The organism is Pedobacter sp. (assembly GCF_045627485.1).
GTDB lineage: Bacteria > Bacteroidota > Bacteroidia > Sphingobacteriales > Sphingobacteriaceae > Pedobacter.
Genome location: NZ_JAZQNU010000029.1, coordinates 1 through 22,710 on the forward strand (window position 1 = coordinate 1; position 22,710 = coordinate 22,710).

Annotated in this window: 24 protein-coding genes; 6 read left to right on the forward strand and 18 right to left on the reverse strand. The window is 39.9% G+C overall.

Annotated features, from left to right (window positions below; translation table 11 throughout):
- The 4 genes from ACR2F3_RS02335 to ACR2F3_RS02350 form a co-directional block, all read left to right on the forward strand.
- Positions 1-703 (forward strand): cupin-like domain-containing protein (locus tag ACR2F3_RS02335; protein ID WP_432708370.1); only part of this gene is annotated, 703 nt, incomplete at its 5' end.
- 314 nt (positions 704-1,017) lie between these two features.
- Positions 1,018-2,115, forward strand: a complete 1,098-nt coding sequence (locus tag ACR2F3_RS02340; protein ID WP_432708371.1) for a vWA domain-containing protein — start codon at positions 1,018-1,020, stop codon at positions 2,113-2,115.
- 13 nt (positions 2,116-2,128) lie between these two features.
- Positions 2,129-3,622, forward strand: a complete 1,494-nt coding sequence (locus ACR2F3_RS02345) for a sigma 54-interacting transcriptional regulator (protein WP_432708372.1) — start codon at positions 2,129-2,131, stop codon at positions 3,620-3,622.
- A 3-nt stretch (positions 3,623-3,625) separates the two neighbouring features.
- Positions 3,626-4,882: a metallophosphoesterase gene (locus ACR2F3_RS02350; RefSeq protein WP_432708373.1), complete on the forward strand. Its 1,257-nt coding sequence runs from the start codon at positions 3,626-3,628 to the stop codon at positions 4,880-4,882.
- Here the strand turns inward: ACR2F3_RS02350 and ACR2F3_RS02355 are convergent, their stop codons facing one another.
- The 3 genes from ACR2F3_RS02355 to ACR2F3_RS02365 are packed head-to-tail and all read right to left on the reverse strand — an operon-like array spanning position 4,883 to position 8,957.
- Positions 4,883-5,572, reverse strand: a complete 690-nt coding sequence (locus tag ACR2F3_RS02355; RefSeq protein ID WP_432708374.1) for a response regulator transcription factor — start codon at positions 5,570-5,572, stop codon at positions 4,883-4,885.
- A 5-nt stretch (positions 5,573-5,577) separates the two neighbouring features.
- A complete protein-coding gene (locus ACR2F3_RS02360; protein ID WP_432708392.1) occupies positions 5,578-7,245 on the reverse strand; it encodes a sensor histidine kinase in 1,668 nt (555 codons plus the stop codon).
- A gap of 11 nt (positions 7,246-7,256) precedes the next feature.
- Complete coding sequence (locus tag ACR2F3_RS02365) at positions 7,257-8,957, reverse strand: prolyl oligopeptidase family serine peptidase (protein ID WP_432708375.1); 1,701 nt, start codon at positions 8,955-8,957, stop codon at positions 7,257-7,259.
- A gap of 366 nt (positions 8,958-9,323) precedes the next feature.
- On the opposite strand from ACR2F3_RS02365, the gene ACR2F3_RS02370 reads away from it, so the two are divergent.
- A complete protein-coding gene (locus ACR2F3_RS02370) occupies positions 9,324-9,626 on the forward strand; it encodes a DUF4286 family protein (RefSeq protein ID WP_432708376.1) in 303 nt (100 codons plus the stop codon).
- Position 9,627: 1 nt separating this feature from the next.
- A complete protein-coding gene (gene rfbC, locus ACR2F3_RS02375; RefSeq protein WP_432708377.1) occupies positions 9,628-10,182 on the forward strand; it encodes a dTDP-4-dehydrorhamnose 3,5-epimerase in 555 nt (184 codons plus the stop codon).
- 85 nt (positions 10,183-10,267) lie between these two features.
- Here rfbC and ACR2F3_RS02380 read toward each other — a convergent pair whose 3' ends face one another.
- The 15 genes from ACR2F3_RS02380 to ACR2F3_RS02450 all read right to left on the reverse strand — a co-directional run bounded on the left by ACR2F3_RS02380 (position 10,268) and on the right by ACR2F3_RS02450 (position 22,684).
- A complete protein-coding gene (locus ACR2F3_RS02380; protein ID WP_432708378.1) occupies positions 10,268-11,110 on the reverse strand; it encodes an OmpA family protein in 843 nt (280 codons plus the stop codon).
- A 25-nt stretch (positions 11,111-11,135) separates the two neighbouring features.
- Positions 11,136-11,798: a DUF2461 domain-containing protein gene (locus tag ACR2F3_RS02385; RefSeq protein WP_432708379.1), complete on the reverse strand. Its 663-nt coding sequence runs from the start codon at positions 11,796-11,798 to the stop codon at positions 11,136-11,138.
- Positions 11,791-12,036, reverse strand: coding sequence for a hypothetical protein (locus ACR2F3_RS02390; protein WP_432708380.1), 246 nt, complete (start codon positions 12,034-12,036; stop codon positions 11,791-11,793). The genes ACR2F3_RS02385 and ACR2F3_RS02390 overlap by 8 nt, the downstream gene beginning before the upstream one ends.
- 55 nt (positions 12,037-12,091) lie before the next feature.
- Positions 12,092-12,664 carry a DUF420 domain-containing protein gene (locus ACR2F3_RS02395; protein ID WP_432708381.1) on the reverse strand — a complete coding sequence of 191 codons (573 nt, stop codon included), beginning with the start codon at positions 12,662-12,664 and terminating at the stop codon, positions 12,092-12,094.
- 9 nt (positions 12,665-12,673) lie between these two features.
- Positions 12,674-13,378: an SCO family protein gene (locus ACR2F3_RS02400; RefSeq protein ID WP_432708382.1), complete on the reverse strand. Its 705-nt coding sequence runs from the start codon at positions 13,376-13,378 to the stop codon at positions 12,674-12,676.
- Between the two features lie 3 nt (positions 13,379-13,381).
- Positions 13,382-13,735 carry a cytochrome C oxidase subunit IV family protein gene (locus ACR2F3_RS02405; protein ID WP_432708383.1) on the reverse strand — a complete coding sequence of 118 codons (354 nt, stop codon included), beginning with the start codon at positions 13,733-13,735 and terminating at the stop codon, positions 13,382-13,384.
- Positions 13,736-13,752: 17 nt separating this feature from the next.
- A complete protein-coding gene (locus ACR2F3_RS02410; RefSeq protein ID WP_432708384.1) occupies positions 13,753-14,460 on the reverse strand; it encodes a cytochrome c oxidase subunit 3 in 708 nt (235 codons plus the stop codon).
- A gap of 30 nt (positions 14,461-14,490) precedes the next feature.
- On the reverse strand, positions 14,491-15,084 hold the full coding sequence (locus tag ACR2F3_RS02415; RefSeq protein ID WP_432708385.1) for a cytochrome c oxidase subunit 3: 594 nt from the start codon (positions 15,082-15,084) through the stop codon (positions 14,491-14,493).
- 15 nt (positions 15,085-15,099) lie between these two features.
- Entirely contained in the window at positions 15,100-15,999 is a 900-nt protein-coding gene (gene cyoE, locus ACR2F3_RS02420; RefSeq protein ID WP_432708386.1) for a heme o synthase, read from the reverse strand.
- Positions 16,000-16,014: 15 nt separating this feature from the next.
- Positions 16,015-17,076 carry a COX15/CtaA family protein gene (locus ACR2F3_RS02425; protein WP_432708387.1) on the reverse strand — a complete coding sequence of 354 codons (1,062 nt, stop codon included), beginning with the start codon at positions 17,074-17,076 and terminating at the stop codon, positions 16,015-16,017.
- Positions 17,077-17,152: 76 nt separating this feature from the next.
- Entirely contained in the window at positions 17,153-19,039 is a 1,887-nt protein-coding gene (locus ACR2F3_RS02430) for a cytochrome c oxidase subunit I (protein WP_432708388.1), read from the reverse strand.
- Between the two features lie 20 nt (positions 19,040-19,059).
- The gene (locus tag ACR2F3_RS02435) at positions 19,060-20,295 is read right to left on the reverse strand and encodes a cytochrome c oxidase subunit II (protein WP_432708389.1); all 1,236 of its coding nucleotides are present in this window, start codon (positions 20,293-20,295) and stop codon (positions 19,060-19,062) included.
- 65 nt (positions 20,296-20,360) lie between these two features.
- Positions 20,361-21,575: a quinol:cytochrome C oxidoreductase gene (locus ACR2F3_RS02440; RefSeq protein WP_432708390.1), complete on the reverse strand. Its 1,215-nt coding sequence runs from the start codon at positions 21,573-21,575 to the stop codon at positions 20,361-20,363.
- Positions 21,576-21,588: 13 nt separating this feature from the next.
- Complete coding sequence (locus ACR2F3_RS02445) at positions 21,589-22,173, reverse strand: c-type cytochrome (protein ID WP_432708391.1); 585 nt, start codon at positions 22,171-22,173, stop codon at positions 21,589-21,591.
- Positions 22,166-22,684, reverse strand: a complete 519-nt coding sequence (locus ACR2F3_RS02450) for a DUF3341 domain-containing protein (protein WP_432708393.1) — start codon at positions 22,682-22,684, stop codon at positions 22,166-22,168. Before ACR2F3_RS02450 ends, ACR2F3_RS02445 begins: the two co-directional genes overlap by 8 nt.
- Positions 22,685-22,710 lie beyond the last annotated feature (26 nt).

Sequence of the window (22,710 nt, forward strand, 5' to 3'; positions counted from 1 at the left end):
ATACAACAGTGGCAAAGCCGATCCGGCAAAACCCATCAATGCGGCAGCTGCAGAAATGAAATTTGCTGATTACATTGACCTCATCAGAAATACCCCCACCGACCTCCGCATTTTTCTTTTCGACCCCATTAAACATGCGCCGAAATTGTTGGAAGATTATATTGCCCCTAAAGATTTAATGGGTGGCTTTTTAGACGGCTACCCTAATATGTTTTTTGGCGGCAAAGGTTCCATCACTTTTCTACATTACGACATTGACCTGGCACATATCTTTCATTCTCATTTTCATGGCAGAAAACATGTCATTTTGTTTGAAAACAAGTGGAAGGAGCGTCTATACCAAATTCCTTATGCTACCTATGCTTTGGAAGACTACGATGTAGAAAACCCCGATTTTGAAAAATTCCCTGCCTTAAAAGGAGTGAAAGGCATGGAGATCATTCTTGAACATGGCGACACGCTGTTTATGCCTACCGGTTACTGGCATTGGATGAAATACCTTGATGGTTCATTTTCCATTAGCCAGCGGGCATGGGACAAGTCATGGGCCGTGAAAGCCAGAAGTTTATATAACCTGATTTTGCAGCGAAAATTTGACGATTTTATGAAAGGAAATTTCAGGGCAAAATACATGAACTGGAAAGAATCGCTTGCCATTAAAAGAGCCGAATCAGCATTAAAAAATAACCTTCCTAAGCATTAGCCTCCACCTTTCTGATAGCACATAATAAAGTCAATTGGTGTCGCTTTTAAAATGGCAATGTATAGTTGAGAACAAGATAATAGTCTGATAGTTATTTGGCCCTCTCTAGGGGGTTGCTTCGCCCTCTCGTCGCCCTCTCTTCGCCCTCGCTTCGGCTACAGCCCACGCAACACCCTGGAGAGGGCGAGTTAACGGCGACCATTTGATCAGGTAATTTTCACATGATATACCCCTGACAGAAGCAAAAATGACATGCTACTTAAATTAGTTCAGTTTCAAACTTTTATCTTCGTAAATTCGTTATTGCAGATGACATGAGGGGATTCCATTTTTCAAACTATATTCCAGATGATTTACCTAAAGGTGGCTTTGATGAACTGCTGAAATTATTTACGCAGTTACTCAACTATACCGCAGGTGATGCCGGCGAAACGCTGGCATGGATGAATGAATTGGATAAACAATACAAGTTTACCAATGGTGATTATGGTATGGGCAATTTTATTGACGACCTGAAAGACAAAGGTTACATTACCGAAGATAACCAGAACGGCCGTATTGAGATAACCGCCAAAACAGAGCAAACCATTCGCCAGTCGGCGCTGGAAGAGATTTTTGGCAAGCTTAAAAAAGCAGGCCGGGGTAATCATAACAGTAACATCTCTGGCATTGGTGAGGAAAAAAATGCCGACCGCAGGGCTTTTACCTTCGGCGACAGCCTGGACCAGATCGATATGACAACGTCGATACAAAATGCCCAGATTAACCATGGCATAAACAACTTTACGTTAACCGAACGCGACCTGGAAGTAGAAGAGAAGGACTTTAAAACCCTCACTTCTACAGTGCTCATGATTGATATTTCACATTCCATGATTTTATACGGTGAAGATCGGATTACACCCGCCAAGAAAGTAGCAATGGCGCTGGCCGAGCTCATCAGCACCCGCTACCCGAAAGATACGCTGGATATTGTGGTGTTCGGAAATGATGCCTGGACCATTACGGTAAAGGATTTACCTTACCTGCAAGTGGGGCCATACCATACCAATACTTTCGCAGGGCTGGAGCTTGCTGTAGATTTGCTTCGCCGGAGAAAAACCCATAACAAGCAGATTTTTATGATTACCGATGGTAAACCCACCTGCTTAAAAGAAAATGGCCGCTATTATAAAAATAGCATGGGTTTAGACAGGAAAGTAATTACCAAAACTTTAAACATGGCGGCACAGTGTAAAAGGCTTAATATCCCGATTACCACTTTTATGATTGCTAAAGACCCTTACCTGCAACAATTTGTGAGAGACTTTACAAAGGTTAATGGTGGCAGGGCGTTCTACAGTTCGTTAACCGGATTAGGAGAATACATTTTTGAGGATTATATTAAAAACAGAAGAAAAACAGTTCGCTAAGAACTTATACCCTATGGATCATAAAAAAATTAATACGCTCGGAGATTTAAAGGCTGCAGGATATACTTCCTTAACCGTTAAGGACGAATTGCGAAAAAATCTCATCACACAATTAAAAGAAAAAGAACAAGGATTTGAAGGTATTTTAGGGTACGATGAAACAGTAATCCCTGAACTGCAAACCGCTATCCTTTCACGTCACAATGTACTTTTACTAGGTTTACGCGGACAGGCTAAAACTCGAATTGCCCGTTTAATGGTAAATTTGCTGGATGAATACATCCCTTATATTACCGGAAGCGAAATCTATGATGATCCCCTGAACCCCATTTCCTGGTATGGCAAACATGAGGTACTGATTCATGGTGACAATACACCGGTGAGCTGGCAACATCGTTCTGAACGTTATACAGAAAAACTTGCAACGCCAGATGTTACAGTAGCAGATTTAATTGGCGATGTAGATCCGATTAAAGCCGCCACATTGAAGTTAACCTATAATGATGAACGAGTGATCCACTTTGGTTTGATTCCTCGCGCACACCGCAGTATTTTCGTTATTAATGAATTGCCCGATTTACAGGCCCGTATACAGGTGGCACTGTTTAATATGCTGCAGGAAAAGGATATCCAGATACGTGGTTTCAAATTGCGCCTGCCATTAGATGTGCAGTTTGTGTTTACTGCTAACCCGGAAGATTATACCAACAGGGGGTCGATTGTAACGCCTTTGAAGGACCGTATTGAAAGTCAGATTTTAACCCACTACCCTAAAACCATTGCTATTTCTAGAAAGATTACTTTCCAGGAGGCTAAACTGACCGAATCGCAACGTACGCTGATTGAAGCAGACGGACTGGTGAAAGACCTGGTGGAACAAGTGGCTTTTGAAGCCCGTAACAGTGAATTTATTGACCAGAAATCGGGTGTTTCTGCCCGTTTGACCATATCGGCCTACGAAAACCTGATTAGTACCGCCGAACGTCGGATGCTGATTAACGGTGAAGAAAGGACCGCAGTGCGCTTATCTGACCTGACTGGCATTATTCCGGCCATTACCGGTAAAATAGAACTGGTTTATGAGGGTGAACTGGAAGGCCCTGCAAAAGTGGCCAATATTTTAATTGGTAAAGCCATTAAAACCATGTTTTCGCGTTATTTCCCCGATCCGGAGAAAGCCAAAAAGAGCAAAACTGCCAACCCATACCAGGCCATTACAGACTGGTTTACCGATGGAAATACCCTTGACTTATTAGATGGTTTATCTGACCAGCAATATAAAAAGGAACTGACCAAGGTAAGTGGTTTGAAGGATATGGTTAAAAATTTCCATCCTAAACTGAGCGAAAGCCAAACGCTGTTATTAATGGAATTTGTGTTACACGGATTGGCAGAATACTCACAATTGAATAAAAAATTCCATGAAGGTGGATTCGGTTTTTCCGATATGTTTGACAGTCTGTTTAGCAATGAGGCAGATGACGATGATGATATAGACTTTAGATAACAGATGGGACGTTTACCTTTATTAGTACTGCTGACATTTATACTGTTGGCCTTAGATTATTATTGTTACAAAGCCGTTCTTTCAGTATTTAAAAAATGGACCAACAATACCCGCCGGCTCTTTACTACGCTGTGGTGGGGCTACACCATACTCCTTACCATAGGCGTATTTACCAGTATTTATTTAAACTTGTTCCTGTCGTTAAGGGCCGTTATTCTGGTGGCTTACTTCCTGACCGTAACTTGTAAAATGGTATTTCTGGTGTTTCTGCTTGCCGATGATATCCGCAGACTGGGAATACTTGTATACCGGAAATATATTAAAAAAGAAACGCCTCCGGTATCGCCGGCAAAAGTGCCGGGTGAGCCAATCAGCCGCTCTGAGTTTTTGGTTAAAACCGGGATGCTTGTGGCTGCTATTCCCCTCACCTCCTTATCATGGGGCATAATATCCGGTGCTTATGATTACCGGATCAAAAGGGTAAAACTGGTGTTGCCTAATTTGCCTAAAGCATTTGACGGCATGACACTGGCGCAAATTTCTGATGTGCACTCTGGTAGTTTTTATAACAAGAAGGCGGTTAACGGCGGCATTGATATGTTATTGGGCGAGAAACCAGATATGATATTTTTTACGGGCGACCTGGTGAATGACAAGGCGTCGGAAATGCGAAATTACCAGGATATTTTTGCGCGGTTAAAAGCACCACTGGGTGTATATTCTACCCTGGGTAACCATGACTATGGCGAGTACTTTTATGGCAAGGGACCTTCGGCCGCAAAGGCCCAAAACCTTGCCGATGTAATTGCCACTCATAAAAACATGGGTTGGGACTTGCTGATGAACGAAAACCGGAGAATTAAAGTGGACGGTGAAGAAATAGGTGTTTTAGGAGTAGAAAACTGGGGTATGGGCCGTTTTCCGAAGTTTGGAAGAATGGAGGAAGCCATTAAAAATACTGACGACCTCCCGGTAAAATTACTGCTTTCTCACGATCCATCGCACTGGCGTGGTGAGGTGCTGGAGAAATATCCACAGATAGATGCGATGTTTAGCGGGCATACCCATGGAATGCAATTTGGCGTACGCCTTAAAGATGTGCAGTGGAGCCCGGTACAATATATTTATCCGGAATGGGCAGGGCTTTACCAGAAACAGCAGCAACAGTTATATGTTAATGTTGGTTACGGCTTTTTGGGTTACCCTGGCCGTGTGGGGATGCTCCCTGAAATTACCATCTTTGAATTAAAGCGGGCCTAACTAGCCCGCATTAAAACGGTAGCCTACTCCTCTTACAGTTTGTAAAAGTTGTGGGTTATCCGGGTTTAATTCTATCTTTTTACGTAAGCGCACAATGTGCATGTCGAGTGTACGTGTGTTTACATCGGAGTTATAGCCCCATACTACCAACATCAGCTCATCGCGGTTGATCACTTTATTTGAATTACGCAGGAAGTATAATAAAATGCGGTTCTCGAGGATCGTTAATTCAATTTTTTTGCCTTCACTAAACAGGGTATGAATATTAGGGTGATGCTCCATATTACCGAAACGATGAATTTCTGATTTATCATTGTTCAGCACAAATTTCACTTTGCTATCTAACATGGCTACCAATACATCCATATTGAAAGGTTTAGTCACATAATCTGAAGCACCAAAATTATAGGCATCAATTTTATCTACATCCTGCGCTTTGGCGGTCATCATGATAATTAATTTATCATAACCAGCTTTACGTACATCTTCACAAACCTCTGCACCCTGTTTACCGGGTAACATCCAGTCTAATAACACAATTTCGGGTTTTTCATTCAGAATGGTATTTCTTGCGACATCACCATCCCCCTCTTCAATTACTTCATAACCTTCAGTTTTTAAGCGGTGTGCAACTAAAAAACGCAAATTCTCGTCGTCTTCAACTATTAATATTTTAATTCCTTTAGACATCTGTTTTAATCATTAAATGGTAGTACAATTTTAAACTCTGTTCCGTGGTTTACTTTGCTTTTAACAGTAATTTCGCCCTTCATAAAGTTAACAAGTTCCTTACAGAAAGCCAAACCAAGCCCTACGCTGCCATTTTGGTTATACTGGTTTTGTATGCGGTAAAACTTTTTAAAGATATCATTAATCTGGGGCGACGGAATACCGATTCCCTGATCAATAAAGCAGAACACTACCTTGCCCTTGATCAAATTAGCGGTAATATGCAACTTTTTACGTGCTGCGGGCGAATATTTGTAAGCATTATCTACAAGGTTGTCAAATAAGCTACCTAACAACACAGGATCGGTGGTAAAGGTTTTGAACCCCGATACTTCGTAGGTACACTCAAAATCGGGATGTTTCAACTGATGCGAACTGATGGTGCTTTCAATAAAGTCGCGGATATCTACCCTTTCATAGTTGAGCTGGATGGCCTTATTTTCGATTTGCGTAAAAGCAAGCAGCTTATTCATCAGGCCATTAAGTTTATCGGCCTCCTCATCAAGAATACGACCGTATAACTTACGTTCCTTGTCGCTCAGCGATGTGGCACTTCTAATGTTGTTCCCAGCTATTTTGATCACGCTGACAGGGGTTTTAAACTCGTGTGTAAGGTTATTTACAAAATCATACTGCAGCTTAAACATGCGCTGGTTGACGTTCAAATTGCGGTAAATTAAATAGGCTACCAGTACCAGGATGCCATAAAAGAGAGACACCACTAATGCAATTGGCCAGAAATACCTTAGAATTTCTTTATCGAGAAAAGACTTTGCAGACACAAAATAAAGCTTGTAATCGGAGAAAGGACCTGGTAAGGTGATTTCTGTTGACTGCAACTCCCAGGGGGTTTCAAGCGGATCGTAGGTAAGGGGTTCAATCCTGATGTTCTGATACAGGTGTTTATAGTTATTAATGATCCTGATCTTAAAAGGATCGAGGTAAAAAGACAACATATCCTGCTGGTAAACTGGTGCGGGTTCCAGCCTTTTACGCAGCATTTGCTTATATACCTTGAGGTCTTCAAACCGAGGGAAATTAAGGTAAGTGATGCGGTTTGACCGTACAATAGATAAATTGCTAAACAGCTGATCTTGGGTAGGTACCCTGGTGGTATCTAGGTTTTCAATAAAAGAGATGAGCTTGATGCCCAGGGCGTTGAATTCATCGCCCCTTTTAAATGAATGATCTCCGTGTGCAGAAAAGAGCTTCACAGAATCTGCAGGAATTAAACTACCAAACTGGTATATGGCTTTAGGTCCGAAGGAGAAATGACCCGTGTTGATGCCATCTTTAACGGCCGAGTTTTTTACCTCTGAATCATAAAATACCACTTTCGATATAAAAGGATAGGCGACAAGCAGGGAATCCACAAACTTTGCTGTGGTGGCCGAATCGAGGTAGCCATTATAAAAGGACACCTCGGGCAGTTTATTCTGAAAGAAATCGTTATAGGGTTTAATACTTTGCTCAAGCACCTTTACTTTCTCGGAGGCGAAGTCGTTTTCGATGTGCTTTTTGCTGAAATTATAGGCGAAAACTAAAGACAGCACGAACAGGACCGAAATCAGCACGATAAAGGTAACAATCAAGTAAAAATTCTTACGGTAACCGCTTTTCTTTTCTGAAGTCATCACCTACCCGGCTATTTCCTTTTTAAGTTACTTTCCAGAAACTCCTCTAGTGCAAGATAATAATTTTGCCTGTCTTCCGAGGAATTGAGCATATTGTCTACATAAGTCTTTTCCAGATAAGTGACGTTCACATTCTTTTTCCGGAGCTCTTTAACAAACTGAACCACCTCTGCAGGGTTTACCCACTTATCCCTGGGACTGACGGCAACAAACACTGGTGAATTGATTTTATCGGCATGGAAAACCGGTGAGGCCTGGCGAAGATAGTCAACATCAGTTACCGGGTTACCGATAATATCGTAAAACATTTGAAGGCTCGATTGTAAATACGGCGGAACAGCTTTAAGGTAGCTGAACAGGTTAACTACACCTGAGTTAGAAGCGGCACAAACATAAGTGCCTGGGTTAGCATAGAGGCTGTTTAGCGCAAGATAACCACCAAAGCCTGTACCGTATATGGCTACCCTTTTAGGGTTAACCAACCCTTGTTCTACCAGCCAGCGTACACCATCTTCGATATCACAGTTAATTTTGCGCCCCCATTGTTTAAATCCTGCCTCTGCGAATTTTTTACCGTAACCAGAAGAACCACGATGGTTGGACTGGAAAACGGCGTAACCGCGGTTAGCCAGAAATTGTACTTCGGCATTGAAGTTCCAGCTGCTTCTGCCGCCAGGGCCATTATGTGCTAAGACAACCAAAGGAAGGTTGCTGGGGTTTTTGCCCCTAGGCAGGGTAAGGTATCCGTTGATGGTGAGTCCATCGCGGGAAACATAGCTAATGGGTTTAACGTCGCTCATCTCATCCACGCTAATGGAGGAGTTGATATCACTCAGCTTTCTCAACTGTGAAGTCTTCACATTATATAAAAAGTAAGAACCCGGGTTTTTATCAGTGTAGGTCCGTAACAGGAAGAGGTTCTCTGCCTTATCACGATCAACAATCCGCGATTCTGTTTTTGGCATGAGTTTGTCAAGGCGCTCGTAGAAGCTCTTTGTAAAAGTGTCGAGGTAATATTTATCTTTTTTCCAGGTTTCACAAACCACAAAGGACATTTTTTTGCGGGTAACAGAGTATTGCGCCTCCACTACATTGAGGGAATCGTTGCCAAATAGTACCTTCACTTCTTTTCCTGTACTGCAATCTATTTCGACCAAAGCGTTTTTATCGCGGTTTGCATTAGATATGGCGTAAATGATATTCGGCCTGTCATCTACAAAAGCGATGGGCGTAATGGTAGTGGTGAAATTATTGGTAATGACCGGACGGAAAGGTTTGCTCTCGTTTTCACGGTATAACAAGGTTTCATTTACACCATCGCTGGAAGTTGCTAAACGAAGCTTTGCCTTGGCATCAGTATACCAGTTAACTATGTTTCCCGGATTTTTTACGGCCATCTCCATCTCACCATCGCGTACATTTAAACGGTACACATCGAAAACCGTGGAATCTCTCCTATTGGAGGAAACCAACAGGTATTTATCGTCAATCAGCTGGTCTTTAAGCACCCGCATCCTGCTCTTCTCATTGTCATTCAATTGACGTTCTTTACTCCCGTCTTTATTGATGATATACAATGTTGCGTTCTTTCCGGCAGGACTTTTTTTGTAATAGATCACCTCGTTATTACTTGCCCAAAAGTAATAATTAACGTTTTTATCATTAAGGTTGGTCACCTGCACCGAATTGCCGGTAGCAAGGTCTTCCATCATAATATTCTGTTTATTGCCTTCTAATTTAAAATAGGATAAATACTTCCCATCTGGCGACAATGCAAAGCCAGATTTATCTGGACTTTTAAAAAAATCTGCTATTGCAATTTCTTTTTTCTGCTCGCTACAAGCAAAAAGCACTGAGATAAAAACAAGACAAAAGGATCTTAAAATTGCCGTCATATAATCATTTAGCTTACAAAAGTACGTAACAAGGTAAGCCTAGAACACAATACACTAACATTGTTACTTGATGGGGCTAACATTGATCAAAATAATGATTTTTAGAAAAGAACAATCAGAATGGAAGTAACAATTAAAATAGATACCCTTATTATGCTAAGTTTATAGTTTTATCTTTGTGACATGTATTTATATAACATCACCTTCATTGCCGACGATGCGGTAGCTGCCGAATGGGTATCGTGGTTGGAAAAGACCTATATTCCAAAGATCATGGCTACAGGCAAATTTACAAGTCATAAAGTTTGGCGCATCATTGATTCACCGAATGAGGGCGTAACTTATTCCAGTCAGTATTTTTTCGAAAATCTGGAAGATTACGTAGATTACCTGACAGAATATGCACCTCAATTAGAAGCTGAACTTTACGAAAAATATGGCGAAAAGGTAGTTTCCTTTGCCTCCACCATGCAAGACGAACTTTAAGATGAATATAACGAAAACTCCTATTAACGATTTATTGCTAATTGAGCCCAAGGTCTGGAAAGATAACCGTGGTTATTTTTATGAAAGTTTCAGTACAAGAGCTTTCGCTGATGCTGGGGTAGATGTTAATTTTGTACAGGATAACCAGAGTTTTTCGCAAAGAGGAACCTTGCGCGGCTTACATGCACAGAAATCGCCATCTGCACAGGGAAAATTGGTACGTGTGATACAAGGGCGGGTACTGGATGTTGCGGTAGATGCACGTAAAGACTCTGCAACCTATGGCCAGCATTACAGTGTGGAACTGAGCGGCGACAACCACAAACAGTTATGGGTACCGCCAGGCTTTTTACACGGTTTCCTGACGCTGGAAGACAACACAATTTTCACTTACAAAGTGAGTAATTATTATGATAAAGAGGCTGAAGTTGGTGTGATTTATAACGACGCCTACCTTGATATTAAATGGAGTGATACGATGGACCCGGCTGACTTTATACTATCTGAAAAAGACCTGGTATTGCCATCTTTTAACGATTTTGTGAGTCCATTCTAGGAACAGAGCTATCCAACTAATCCTATAAATAAAAAGCACCGTAAGAAAATCATCTTACGGTGCTTTTTTATGAGGTGACTACTGACTACTGTTTAATCAAGTCATATAATTCATCCAGTTTTGGAGAAAGTACAATTTCAATCCTACGATTTTTGCTTCTGCTGTCTGCATTGCTGTTATCGGCAAGTGGCTGGAATTCCCCTTTACCAGTAGCCGTCATCCTTACGCTTTCTACCTTTTCAACTTCAGTTAGGTAACGTACCACAGAGGTAGAACGTAATACACTTAAATCCCAGTTGTCTTTGATCTGACCAAGGTTCTTGATTTTTTGCGAATCTGTATGCCCTTCAACAGCGATGTTTATTTCAGGTTGCTGTTTTAATACTTTTGCCAATTCTTTTAACGCTTGTTTACCTTTTTCGTCAATGATGATACTTCCAGACGGGAATAACAATTTATCCATTAAAGACACGTAAACTTTACCATTTTTAATGTCAACACTCAAGCCGCTTTGGGTAAAACCAAGTAATGCCGATTGTAGTTTTTCCTTTAACTGGTTAGTTGCGGCATCACGTTTACGCAATACTTCTTCCACCTCTTTTAGGCGTTGCTCGCGGGCTTTTAAGTCGCCAGACAGTTTACTGATCTCCGAAGAACTATTGTTGCGTAATTTGGTATAATTACCATCCATTTCTGCATACTTCGCTTTTAGTTTACTAAGTTCCTGGCCTAAGTCAGCAGTATCTTTTCTTAATTTCTTGATCGTAGATTCGAGGTTATTTCCTTTTAGCTGCGATTCGGAAAGGCCCATATTCAAGGAATCCTGGCGTGCCAGCAAGGCTTTGTACTTTTTAGGTGATAGCACCACGCAAGAGGTTAAGGAAGATAACAAGAGTAGTACGGCTAAGCCTAGAAATGTGTGTTTCATATCGGTTTAAGTTTTTTTACTGTAATTATTTAGCAATGGCATTCCGAAGGAAAGCCACCAGGGGATAAAGAATTGCAATATAGCCACCCAATTGTTTAACTATATCTTTTTGGAGTAGAAATTTATCATCGATCTTTTTAACCACCTCAAAGCTCTTCAATTTGAGTAGCTCGATGTTTGGATCGTCGGGATCGTAGCCTTTGGGAGATTTTTTAAGGGTATTTTCCTTACTCAGTGCAAAGTTGGAAGCAAACTCTTTCTGTTGCAGCACAGCGATGAACTCGGTACTGTTATAGTCGATTTCCTGACGAATAAGTTTCAGGTGGCTGGCATCGGGCATCCAGTAACCAGCGGCAAAAAAAGAGTTGCCTGGTTGTATATGCAGGTAGTAACCGGGTTCATTACCGCCTTTACCATTTGAAGAAAACCAGATACCGAAGTTTGTTTTATAAGGATCTTTGTTTTTACTGAACCTGACATCGCGGTAGATGCGCATCAAGTGCTTCTTAGGGTCGGTGTCGCCGGAAACCAAGGGGTCTCCTTTAGCCACATAGGGAAGCAGGTCTTTAATCATAGCCAGCACTTCTTCTCTGGCTTGTTCATATTCACCCTTATGTTCTGCAAACCATTCGCGGTTATTATTGGCGGAAACGTCAGCTAAAAATTTAAGGGTAGACTTACTAATCATGGCTCAAGTCTTTCTTGCGATACTTTTTATACCATAAGATCCCTACACCAGCAAGTGCAAGATAAGGCAGCGCAAGAAGGTATAAAACCCCATTGTTTAAGCCTTTACCTTGTGTGTTACCATTTTTTGTGCCTTGATCGGCATTGATACTACACATAGCACATTGTGCACTGGCTGGTATACTTACCGTAAGTGTACAACCTAAAATCAACAAGAAGATAAATACTATCTTTTTCATAGTCAAATATACAGAAACCTGCTTAAGTTCTAAGGCACAATATTGTACTTGTGACTTAGAAGTTATAGTAAGGTGAGATCATCAGATACACAAGGACGCCAGATACGGCAACATATAACCAAACCGGGTAAGCCCAACGTACGATTCTTTTATGTTTCTCTACCTGCATGTTAAAGCCACGCAGGAAACTGATCAGGATTAATGGTAAAACCACTATGGCCAGTAAAATGTGTGTGATGAGTATAAAAAAGTAAATATAACGGGTAATACCAACTGCAGCTATCTCTGCTGCTGAAACAATACCATCATGATCCACATCACCATATTTGGTGTCTTTTTCATAGAGGTGAAACAAGATGTAAAAAATCAGGAACACTGCCGAAAGCATAAACGTGATAACGTTTGTTGTTTTATGCGCCTTGATGTTTTTCTGTTTAATAAAAATCAACGAAAGCACCAGTAAGGCAGCGCATGTTGCATTGATACCACCGATAATATGAGGCAGCATATAGATAAACGCTGGCTTGGTTTGTGGTGGTGGAACCAATTTTAAGATTACAACTACAATAAGTACAACTGCACTTACGATCCAGATTAACCTGGAAAATATTTTATCATTCAAATTCATGGTATTCAATTATCTTCCGTCGGTATTGTTGCGAAGTTCTTCGACAATCAGCACCTTGATTTCATCGTCTAACTTAGTATAAGCTTCCTGGTTAGAGATGTCGTAATAACCCCTGATCCGGTGTTTGGTATCAAGGAGTAAAAATAAATTATTGTACACAAAGCGTTTCTTCCCGTTTTCAGTTTCCTGATAAGCATCAATAAACAGTTGTTTATTGATAAAATCATAAATCTGGATACTATCGCCTGTGAGCAGGTCCCATTTACCGGGTACCGCCTTTATCTTGGCAGCATAAGCGGCCAGCACTTCAGGCGTATCATGGATGGGATCAACAGTCAAACTAACATAATTGATCACCTGGTTTTTCCCGAATGTTTTTTGCAGTACGCTATGGGCATCGTTGGCCCTCTTTGTAGCTGGATTATCCTTGGTATAAAATAAGTTCAACACAATTATTTTATGCTCAAAATTCTTCCAGCTTAACGTATCACCAGCTTGATCTACAAATTTAAAATCACTAACCTGGTGATAATTCGTATCGGGTATTTTGGTGCCACGAACAGTACGGAACGTTTCCGCTACTGATTTAGGTCCAAAATAAGGCAATGGTTTATACCTGTTCTTGCCTTTGTCTTGCAGTAAATAATATAAAAATCCTGGTACCGCTAATATGGTGACCAGGATTAATATTTTTTTTAAAGGAAATAATTTCATGAATTATACATGCATATGCAAGTGTAAAAATTCGCCTTCAATTAAAAGCAAAATAATGAAGTAAACTATAAATATGAAAGTAACCGTTAATGCTAACTGCAGGCCCAGCTTTTCATACTTTAAGTGCATAAAGTAGGCAACAATGTAATAAGCCTTTAGTAAAGTTAAAGCAATATAAATGAAGTTACCGATACTATGTGACATATAACCATGAGGAATTACCCAAAGAGCGATAAAAAACTCAATTACGGTTATTAATAACAAGATACCGAATACTTGCCATATCTTTTTCTTGCCCATACCTCCATGCTCATCATGTGCATGCTCTGTTGCTGAATTTATGTTATGTTCTGACATTATATATTTTTATAAGATTAAACTAAATAAAAGAAGGTAAATACAAATACCCAAACTAAATCAACAAAGTGCCAGTACAAACCAACTTTTTCTACCATTAAATAAGATCCGCGTTTTTCGAAAACACCGTTAATGGTCATACACAAAATGATGATGTTGATTAATACCCCTGTAAATACGTGGAAACCGTGAAAACCAGTAATGGTAAAAAACAGGTTAGAAAATTGTAAGGCTGCAACGGTAGAAACCGGGCCTACAAAGTATTGTTGTAATTGATCAACAGGTGGGTAACTGGCAAACCAGAAACCAGCGTGGTGTAAGTGAGTCCACTCTAAAGCCTGGCAACCAAGGAACATAAGACCACCAATGATTGTGGCAACCATCCACCAGATTACTTCTTTTTTAGCCCTACGGTGGCCTGCTTCTACTGCAAGTACCATAGTTACCGAGCTCATAATTAAGATGAAAGTCATGATACCCACGAAAACCAATGGGGCACCAGTATCTGTTATACCTGGAATAGATTGAAACACCAAATCAGGATCAGGCCATGTAAACTTAGTAAAACGTTGTGCACCATAATACACGAGTAACGATGAGAATGTAAATGCATCAGATAGCAAGAAAAACCACATCATTATTTTGCCATATTCTACGGACCATGGTGAACGGCCGCCGCTCCATGCAGTAGTTTTAACCTGATCTAATTGTGATAATGAATCCATTTTATAAATTGTAATAGTTTGTTAAATAGTCTAACTGTTCAAAAGTAAAAAAACATACAGATATATCCATAAGATATCTATAAAATGCCAAAATATTGCGGCAATTTCCATCTTATACTGGGCTTTTCTATAAGCAACATTATTGTAGGCTCCGTATAAAGCGTTTCCAACGAAGCAAAGGCCAGCGATAATGTGCAAAAGGTGAAACCCAGAAACGATGTAAATTAAGGAGATTGCAGCGTTATTATTAACTAATACTGCACCGGTTTGGTATAAACTGGACCAGGCATCTACCTGTAAAAAGGCAAACCCAAGACCGAAAGCGATGGTTAGCCATAGGAATAACTTCTGTTTTTTCAGTTCGCGGTTTCTGAGTGATTTTGAAGCCAGAAACAGAAAAATGCTGCTAATCAAAAGAACGATTGTACTGTATAAAAACACGTCTGGAAGTACCAGTCCATGTCCTTTGCCCTTCGAGGCAGCAAAAACGATATAAAAACTTGTCCAGCCTCCAAACATGATGGTGGAAGAGACCACAAACAACCATAGAATAAATTTCTTAGGCTTCGGGTCAAATGGTGTAGGATTGAACTTCACATCCTCTTCTTTTAATGTATGAACCATGTGTGTAGATAATTATTAAGTTATAAAATCGAATAAAAGCACCAGTTGCACTAATGGCAAATAGAAGAACGAGGTAAACATAACCTTTCGTGCACTAGGCAAATCCATATTCTGATAAAGTTTGATGGTATACCAAAGCCATACGAGGCCTGCAATTACTGATACTGCTGCAATATAAAAACCACCGAAACCATAAATGGTAGGCAATAGACTTACAGGGATCATGATCATGGCACTGACTACAATAAACATTGCACTCACCTTATCTGGTTTACCGGTAGGCAACAGGTGGAAACCAGCCTTGCTGTAATCTTCCTCTAATACCCAGGCGATAGACCAAAAGTGAGGAAACTGCCATACAAACTGAACCAAAAATAAGATAATGGCAATATTATAATCTTGCGGCGCAAATGATGTTGAATGCCCTAATGCAGCAAGGTAACCTATTAATGGCGGTAATGCCCCTGGAATGGCACCAATGAAAACAGCAATCGGCGATTTACGTTTCATCGGGGTGTAAGCAAAAGCGTATAATAGAATAGAGAAAACAGAAAGCAATCCGGTTTCAAGGTTTAACTTCCCTAGAAGCCAGGTACCCAATATCCCCATCACTAATCCCATTACCAATCCTTGCCCCGTGGTCATCCGCCCTGCAGGCATTGGCCTGTCCTTAGTACGGCTCATTAACTTATCAAGGTCTTTTTCAATGATTTCGTTGAAACAATTGGCTGCTGCAGTTACAAAAAAACCACCAACAATAAGTATAAGCCAATTACCCCAATCAATTCCTGGAAGATCGCCTCTGGCAACCTGCATTTTAGATCCCATCAAAAAGGTTATCGATGCAGAAAAAACCACTAAGAAGGTCAGTCTGAATTTAATAAGCTTTGAGAAATCTCCTAATATTTGTTTCAAATCGTGTATAATTAATTAATGATTATATGTACTCGCCCGGGATACCACCAAGTACAGATAAAATTGCAAAGTGAATAAAATGGTCGAAAATAACATGTGAGTTGCTTGGGCATATGGAGGTAGCGCAAAGTTAGATAATAAAAGGCCAGTTAGGACCTGTACAATTAAAACAATTACAATTGCATTACCTACAAGGAGCGGTGTTGCTTTTCCGCCAAACTTTTCCATTAACATTTTATAAGCGATAGCATTGATAACAGCTACAGCGATGGCCAGATCTCTATGATAAACGAATAAATCACCTACTTTACCCACCCATGTTTCACGCGCCTGAAATGATAGTGCCTTAGAAATAGTGTCTATAGCTTCGCGAACTTCTGTTCCAAGAACAATTTGTATCACACTTAGCGCCAGAGAAACAAATAAAAGCACCTTGAGCCCATTCATCTTTGAAATGATAACCACGGGCTCTTTATTCAACTGTTGTGCATAATAATAGGTATAAGTCATAATTGCAAGTATGACCATTGCCAATAACATATGCACCGTAATTACCCATTGAAGAAGATTAGTAGAAACCACAATAGATCCTAACCAGGCTTGGAACACCACTACAACCAGGTTAATAAGACTTAACCACATGATGCGTTTAGCGATTTTACGGTAAATAAAAGAACGATAAGCCAGGGCAAGCATGAACAAGCCGGTGGTAGCACCTACAAGACGGTTAATATACTCCGTCCAGGTTTTTGCAGCATTAAAAACTTCAGGTTGTAAAATGGATTTGTCGTGTCTGATCTGGTCAGCGAGGTGTTTCTTCCCTAACTTATCCAGGGTTTTTGCAAACCGCTCATTTTTCGCCACCCGTTCCTCCACGTACTTCACCTTATAATCAGCAGGCAACTGCGTTACCGACGTAGGTGGAATATATTGATCGAAACATTTAGGCCAATCAGGACAGCCCATTCCTGAGCCCGTACTGCGCACAACCCCACCAGCAAGGATAACAAGGAGAGTTACTCCTATGGTGATCAGGTTAAGCCTGATAAATCTAGCTTGCGCTTTGGGAATCATCATTAGGTATTAAAAAAATGGGGCATCTGTTGTAAGTATTTACTCACTGCAGATACCCCATACATATTAGAAAACTAAATTAGTCTTGTGTTGCTTTTGCTGCGGCTTCTTGTTTAAGAACCCATTCCTTTTGAATACGTTCTGCTTCTTCGTTTCCTTCAAAATCATGAGGCATGTTAGAGTTCATGGTTTGAGAGAAAGGTACAGTTTGTGGAATAAAGTCTTCTTCAGCACCAGGCTTACTGTAGTCATATGGCCAACGGTAAACTGTAGGAATTTCTCCCGGCCAGTTTCCGTGAATATGTTCAACTGGAGCAGTCCATTCCAAAGTATTTGCACCCCAAGGATTTTGTGGAGCTTTTTTACCTCTGAAGATTGAGTAAAAGAAATTGAATAAAAAGGCTACCTGCGCTAATGATGCAACGATAGCTGCCCATGTAACGAAAACGTTTACAGTAACCCATTTTTGCATGAATTCAAATTCAGTGAAGGCATAGTACCTACGAGGAACACCATCTAAACCTAAGAAGTGAAGTGGGAAGAATACCAGGTAAGCACAAATGAATGTAATCCAGAAGTGTAAATAACCTAATTTCTCGTTCATCATTCTACCGAACATTCTAGGGAACCAGTGATACACACCAGCAAGCATACCGAAGATGGCAGCAGATCCCATTACAAGGTGGAAGTGAGCTACAACAAAGTAAGTATCATGTAGGTTAATGTCAAGGGATGCGTTACCCAGGAATATACCAGTTAAACCACCTGAAATAAAGAAAGACACCAAACCAATAGCAAATAACATTGCAGTAGTAAATCTGATGTTACCTCTCCATAATGTAGCAAGGTAATTGAAAGTTTTAACCGCTGAAGGTACCGCAATAATCAAGGTAGTGATCATAAACACACCGCCCAGCAATGGATTCATACCGGTCACGAACATGTGGTGACCCCAAACGATAAAGGATAATACGGTAATACCTATTAATGAGTAAACCATTGCATGGTAACCAAAGATTGGTTTTCTTGCGTTTACTGAAATTACTTCTGATGAAATACCCAAAGCAGGCATAATTACGATGTATACCTCAGGGTGACCAAGAAACCAGAATAAGTGTTGCCATAAGATTGGTGATCCACCTTGGTTAGGCAATACTTGGGTACCCATAACAATATCAGATAAGTAGAAACTTGTTCCAAAACTTCTGTCAAATATTAAGAGTACAACACCTGCAACTAATACTGGGAATGATAATACACCAAGGATAGCTGTTAAAAAGAAAGCCCAGATGGTTAATGGCATTTTCCACATATCCATTCCTTTTGTACGCATGTTTAATACAGTACTAACATAGTTGATACCACCCATTAATTGAGAAGCAATAAAAAGCACCATACTGATTAACCATAAAGTCATACCAAGGCCCGATCCGGAGATAGCTGTAGGCAAAGCCGACAAAGGTGGATAAATTGTCCATCCTGCACTCGCTGGTCCCGTTTGTATGAAAAACGACGACATCATGATGATACATGCAATTAGGAAGAACCAATAAGAAAGCATGTTTAAGAACGGCGATGCCATATCTCTTGCACCCAATTGCAGTGGAATTAGTAAATTACTAAAGGTACCACTCAAACCGGCTGTTAATACAAAGAATACCATGATGGTACCATGTATGGTTACCAGTGCCAGGTAAAAGTCGGGTTTGATACGACCACCCTCAGCCCATTTACCTAAAAATGTTTCTAATATAGGGAAGCTTCTATCCGGCCATGCCAATTGCAGACGGAATAAGATAGACAAGCCCATTGCAATCACCGCCATAATGATACCAGTTATTAAAAACTGTTTCGCGATCATTTTGTGATCCTGGCTGAAAACATATTTCGTTAGAAATGATTGCTCATGATGGCCATGATCATGGTCATCAGTGTTATGCGTATTGTGTAATGTTATAGTTGACATAATGCTTTATTCCAGTATTTTTAATTTTTTAAAGCCAATTGATTTGCATTAACAGCCGAAGTATCTTTTGCTGTAGTATCAGCAGTAGCGTCTATAGGCTCGGCCTCTATCGGCAAGTTAAACTGTTTTCTCAAATCATTGTTAATATATAAAGGTTGTTCTTTAATCCATGTATTATACTCCTCTTGAGATACAACCCTAACTGTTTTTTGCATATTATAGTGACCCTGACCACAAATTTTAGCACATAACAGGATGTATTTAAAAGCAGGATCATTTGTTTTTGCCTGCATTTCAGCTGTAGTAATGGTTGGGGTAAACTCAATGTAAGTAGCCATACCTGGTACGTTATTTAATTGTACCCTGAAATGCGGTAAGTAAAAACTATGTAAAACATCTTTACTGGTTAGCGTAAATCGTACTGGTTTATTAACAGGAAGTACGATTTCATCAGCCATCTGATCATCAAAGTTGGCTTTATCTTTCAAATCCAAACCTAAACTATTAGTCGCAGTAATCAATTTGTAGTTTTTACGACCAAGAACACCATCTGGTCCGGCATAACGAATAGCCCATGAAAACTGAGAACCAGTTACTCCGATAATCAATGGTTTATTGTTAGGATCTTCTACTTTATAAAAGATAGATCTCCAGGTTAAGAAACCCATTAACACCAATACTGTTAACACAATAGCTGGAGCAATTGTCCAAATACGTTCTATAGTGTTGTTGTGCGGATAGTAGTAAGCTTTTCTTTCACCTTTATGTCTGTATAGGAAAGAGAAGGTGAAAAGGAGAATATGAGTAAGGATAAAAACAATAGTGGTAATAATCAAAGTGATGTTAAACATCTGATCGATACGTTCACCATGTTCTGATGCTGCTTCTGGTAAAATCATGTTTCCATGAACTGTATATTCCCAATACACACCATATAGTCCTACAATAAGGAACAACATAAACAAAATAGCATTTAGCTTATTCCAGTTAATTCCTTCTGGTTTGTCCTGAGCCTCGCGGGTCAATTCATAAACCCGGATAGCTTTACCCACAATCGCAACAAATAAACACAACAGCAAAAATAGCATCGTGTAAAATATTGCCGATTTATAAACCGCAGTCATGTCGATGGGCTTTGCCGCCGTAGCTGCAGCCCCTGCAGCAGCTTGAGCAAATGCACTGGTACTTGCAAAAGCAGTTACCATTACGGCTAAAACCGCCATTGTTTTATTAGTTATAAATTTTCTTAAACTCATTTTCTTAAAGGTAGTACGCTGTACTTCTACACAATTAATTTATATACTCTATCTAATCACCAATTTTACAAGTGGTGATTCAAACTCTCCTGTAAAAACGGATGGTTTTTTGCTATTAATGACTTTTTACTCAAAGACGTTAATACTGTAAAGGTAAACAAACCTACAAAACCTATTGCTGTTCCTACCTCAATAATTCCAAATCCGCTATGTTCTGCTACAGTACCAGGCATAATCATTTGGTAGTAATCAACCCAGTGCCCTAATAATACGATAATAGATACACCAAGTAATACGTTTTCTTGCCTTTTGTTATCACGATCCATTAATAATAGAACCGGAGCTAAGAAGTTTAATACTAAACTAAGCCAGAACCAGAACTTATAAAACTCAAATCGTTTGTAAAAATAAACAGTTTCTTCAGGGATATTAGCATAGTAAATCAATAAGAACTGAGCAAACCATACGTAGGTCCAGAAAATTGAGAAACCGAAAATAAACTGACCTAAGTTATGTAAGTGACTGTTGTTTACCCATGGCATGAAACCAGCTTTTCTAAGGCAGATTACAATAATTGCAATAATAGCCAAACTACTTACCCACATGGCAGCAAAGTTATACCAACCAAACATTGTAGAGAACCAGTGTGCTTCTAACGACATCACAGTATCAAATGCAAAGATAGGTTGTGTAAATCCGTATATAACAAGAAATATACATGAATATTTAAAGCTCTTTTTGTAGGAATCTAATCCACCTTCCAGATCCTGGTTAGTAGATAACTTAGCTAGCAAAAGCGAAAAGAAAGAATAAACACCTAAGAAGATAACCTGACGTGCCATGAAAAAAGGCACATTTAAAAAAGCGGATTTTCCAGCTATTAGTTTATCATAATCAGGACTGGAAGGATCTGTTAAACCAGGAGCATTCCAGTGATGATATAAATTGTGTGTGTATAAACCTAAGCCAATAATAACAAGTAAAATTGCTGCCGCAATTGGTAATACTTTTGCCATTGCTTCAGGCACACGTAAAATAGAGGCAGACCATCCTGCCTGTGCTACATATTGAACCGCTATAAAGAATGTTCCCGACATACATACGCATGCAAAGTAATATCCCATTAGCAGCAGGTTAGCGAAAGTCCGTTCATGCATCGCATGATCAGAAAAGCCATAAGCAATAGATGCTATACCAATAACGATAGCGATTATACTTAAGGTCTTTGCTTTACCTGCAAACTCAAACTGCCCAGTAAAATTATAATTATGAGTTCCCATTTATTCTGCTTTTCTATTGTGTTTTTTGTAATTGTTGAACGTACATCACTACTTTCCATCTCTCATCAGGAGTTAACTGAGAAGCATGTGAGCCCATGTTATTTAAACCGTACATAATGGTATGGTAAATTTTTCCGGCTGATAAGTCTTTCATCATTCCACCACGTGAAGAGGCAGCATCACCATAATAAGAGGGTACACCTGAATATTTTTCAATTTGTACCAGGTGTCCTTTACCATCGCCAGCGTCCCCATGACATGGTCCACAATACACAGTGTAGTATTTCTTACCACTAATCAGATTTTCAGAATTCAATGGTAATGGATTAACTAATTCTGCACCAGCCGCTTCATAACCTTCTTTTGTATTCGCGTACTCGTATTTTACGAATCCAATTGGATCAGTATTTGGAGGTGGTGTCTGTGCAGTTGAACCATTTGCAAAGTTCGGATTTGGCTGATCTGCCCTAAAAGACATAGGCTCATACATATTTGGAGCATACTCCCAACCTGGGCTTTGTTTATTGCGGCATGACGAAAAAGACACAGCTGCAGTCAAAGCAAAAAATGCTATAGATACTATTCTTGTCTTATTCATAGCTAACATACTTCCTTTCATTATATTTTACCTCTAAAGCACCTGCCTCTTTTAATAAATTATCAATTTTTACATGCTCCGCATTTTCTTTTGCATCAATAGCGATGATAAAGCGATCATCTGTTGCGCGAAAGTCCATCACTCTAGGTGCACGTCCTGGAAAAAGGTGTGTAGATGCGTAATACGATCCAACCAATCCAAAAGCACAAAACAAGATGGTTAACTCAAATGTAATCGGAATAAAATCTGCCAAAGGAAAATGTGGTTTTCCACCAATATTAATCGGCCAATCAATTACAGTCGCCCAATAAACGAATGATAACATCGTAATGGTACCTGTTATACCAAAGCAGAATGCCGCAATGTCTAACCTTGAACGTTTAACACCTAACTTGGCTTCGATGCCGTGTATAGGCATAGGCGTATATACATCGTATATCTTAATGTTATTCTCCTGTAACTTGTCAATGCCATGCATCATTTCGTCAGGATCGCCAAAGCTGCCTAATATATAAAGTCGGAGGCCAAGCGGTCTTA

What these genes read in the sequence shown, in the direction of transcription:
- ACR2F3_RS02340 (WP_432708371.1), top strand. Translation starts at nt 1,018, where the DNA reads ATGAGGGGATTCCATTTTTCAAACTATATTCCAGATGATTTACCTAAA.
- ACR2F3_RS02345 (WP_432708372.1), top strand. Translation starts at nt 2,129, where the DNA reads ATGGATCATAAAAAAATTAATACGCTCGGAGATTTAAAGGCTGCAGGA.
- ACR2F3_RS02350 (WP_432708373.1), top strand. Translation starts at nt 3,626, where the DNA reads ATGGGACGTTTACCTTTATTAGTACTGCTGACATTTATACTGTTGGCC.
- ACR2F3_RS02355 (WP_432708374.1), bottom strand. Translation starts at nt 5,572, where the DNA reads ATGTCTAAAGGAATTAAAATATTAATAGTTGAAGACGACGAGAATTTG.
- ACR2F3_RS02360 (WP_432708392.1), bottom strand. Translation starts at nt 7,245, where the DNA reads ATGACTTCAGAAAAGAAAAGCGGTTACCGTAAGAATTTTTACTTGATT.
- ACR2F3_RS02365 (WP_432708375.1), bottom strand. Translation starts at nt 8,957, where the DNA reads ATGATGGAAGACCTTGCTACCGGCAATTCGGTGCAGGTGACCAACCTT.
- ACR2F3_RS02370 (WP_432708376.1), top strand. Translation starts at nt 9,324, where the DNA reads ATGTATTTATATAACATCACCTTCATTGCCGACGATGCGGTAGCTGCC.
- rfbC (WP_432708377.1), top strand. Translation starts at nt 9,628, where the DNA reads ATGAATATAACGAAAACTCCTATTAACGATTTATTGCTAATTGAGCCC.
- ACR2F3_RS02380 (WP_432708378.1), bottom strand. Translation starts at nt 11,110, where the DNA reads ATGAAACACACATTTCTAGGCTTAGCCGTACTACTCTTGTTATCTTCC.
- ACR2F3_RS02385 (WP_432708379.1), bottom strand. Translation starts at nt 11,798, where the DNA reads ATGATTAGTAAGTCTACCCTTAAATTTTTAGCTGACGTTTCCGCCAAT.
- ACR2F3_RS02390 (WP_432708380.1), bottom strand. Translation starts at nt 12,036, where the DNA reads ATGAAAAAGATAGTATTTATCTTCTTGTTGATTTTAGGTTGTACACTT.
- ACR2F3_RS02395 (WP_432708381.1), bottom strand. Translation starts at nt 12,664, where the DNA reads ATGAATTTGAATGATAAAATATTTTCCAGGTTAATCTGGATCGTAAGT.
- ACR2F3_RS02400 (WP_432708382.1), bottom strand. Translation starts at nt 13,378, where the DNA reads ATGAAATTATTTCCTTTAAAAAAAATATTAATCCTGGTCACCATATTA.
- ACR2F3_RS02405 (WP_432708383.1), bottom strand. Translation starts at nt 13,735, where the DNA reads ATGTCAGAACATAACATAAATTCAGCAACAGAGCATGCACATGATGAG.
- ACR2F3_RS02410 (WP_432708384.1), bottom strand. Translation starts at nt 14,460, where the DNA reads ATGGATTCATTATCACAATTAGATCAGGTTAAAACTACTGCATGGAGC.
- ACR2F3_RS02415 (WP_432708385.1), bottom strand. Translation starts at nt 15,084, where the DNA reads ATGGTTCATACATTAAAAGAAGAGGATGTGAAGTTCAATCCTACACCA.
- ACR2F3_RS02425 (WP_432708387.1), bottom strand. Translation starts at nt 17,076, where the DNA reads ATGATGATTCCCAAAGCGCAAGCTAGATTTATCAGGCTTAACCTGATC.
- ACR2F3_RS02430 (WP_432708388.1), bottom strand. Translation starts at nt 19,039, where the DNA reads ATGTCAACTATAACATTACACAATACGCATAACACTGATGACCATGAT.
- ACR2F3_RS02435 (WP_432708389.1), bottom strand. Translation starts at nt 20,295, where the DNA reads ATGAGTTTAAGAAAATTTATAACTAATAAAACAATGGCGGTTTTAGCC.
- ACR2F3_RS02440 (WP_432708390.1), bottom strand. Translation starts at nt 21,575, where the DNA reads ATGGGAACTCATAATTATAATTTTACTGGGCAGTTTGAGTTTGCAGGT.
- ACR2F3_RS02445 (WP_432708391.1), bottom strand. Translation starts at nt 22,173, where the DNA reads ATGAATAAGACAAGAATAGTATCTATAGCATTTTTTGCTTTGACTGCA.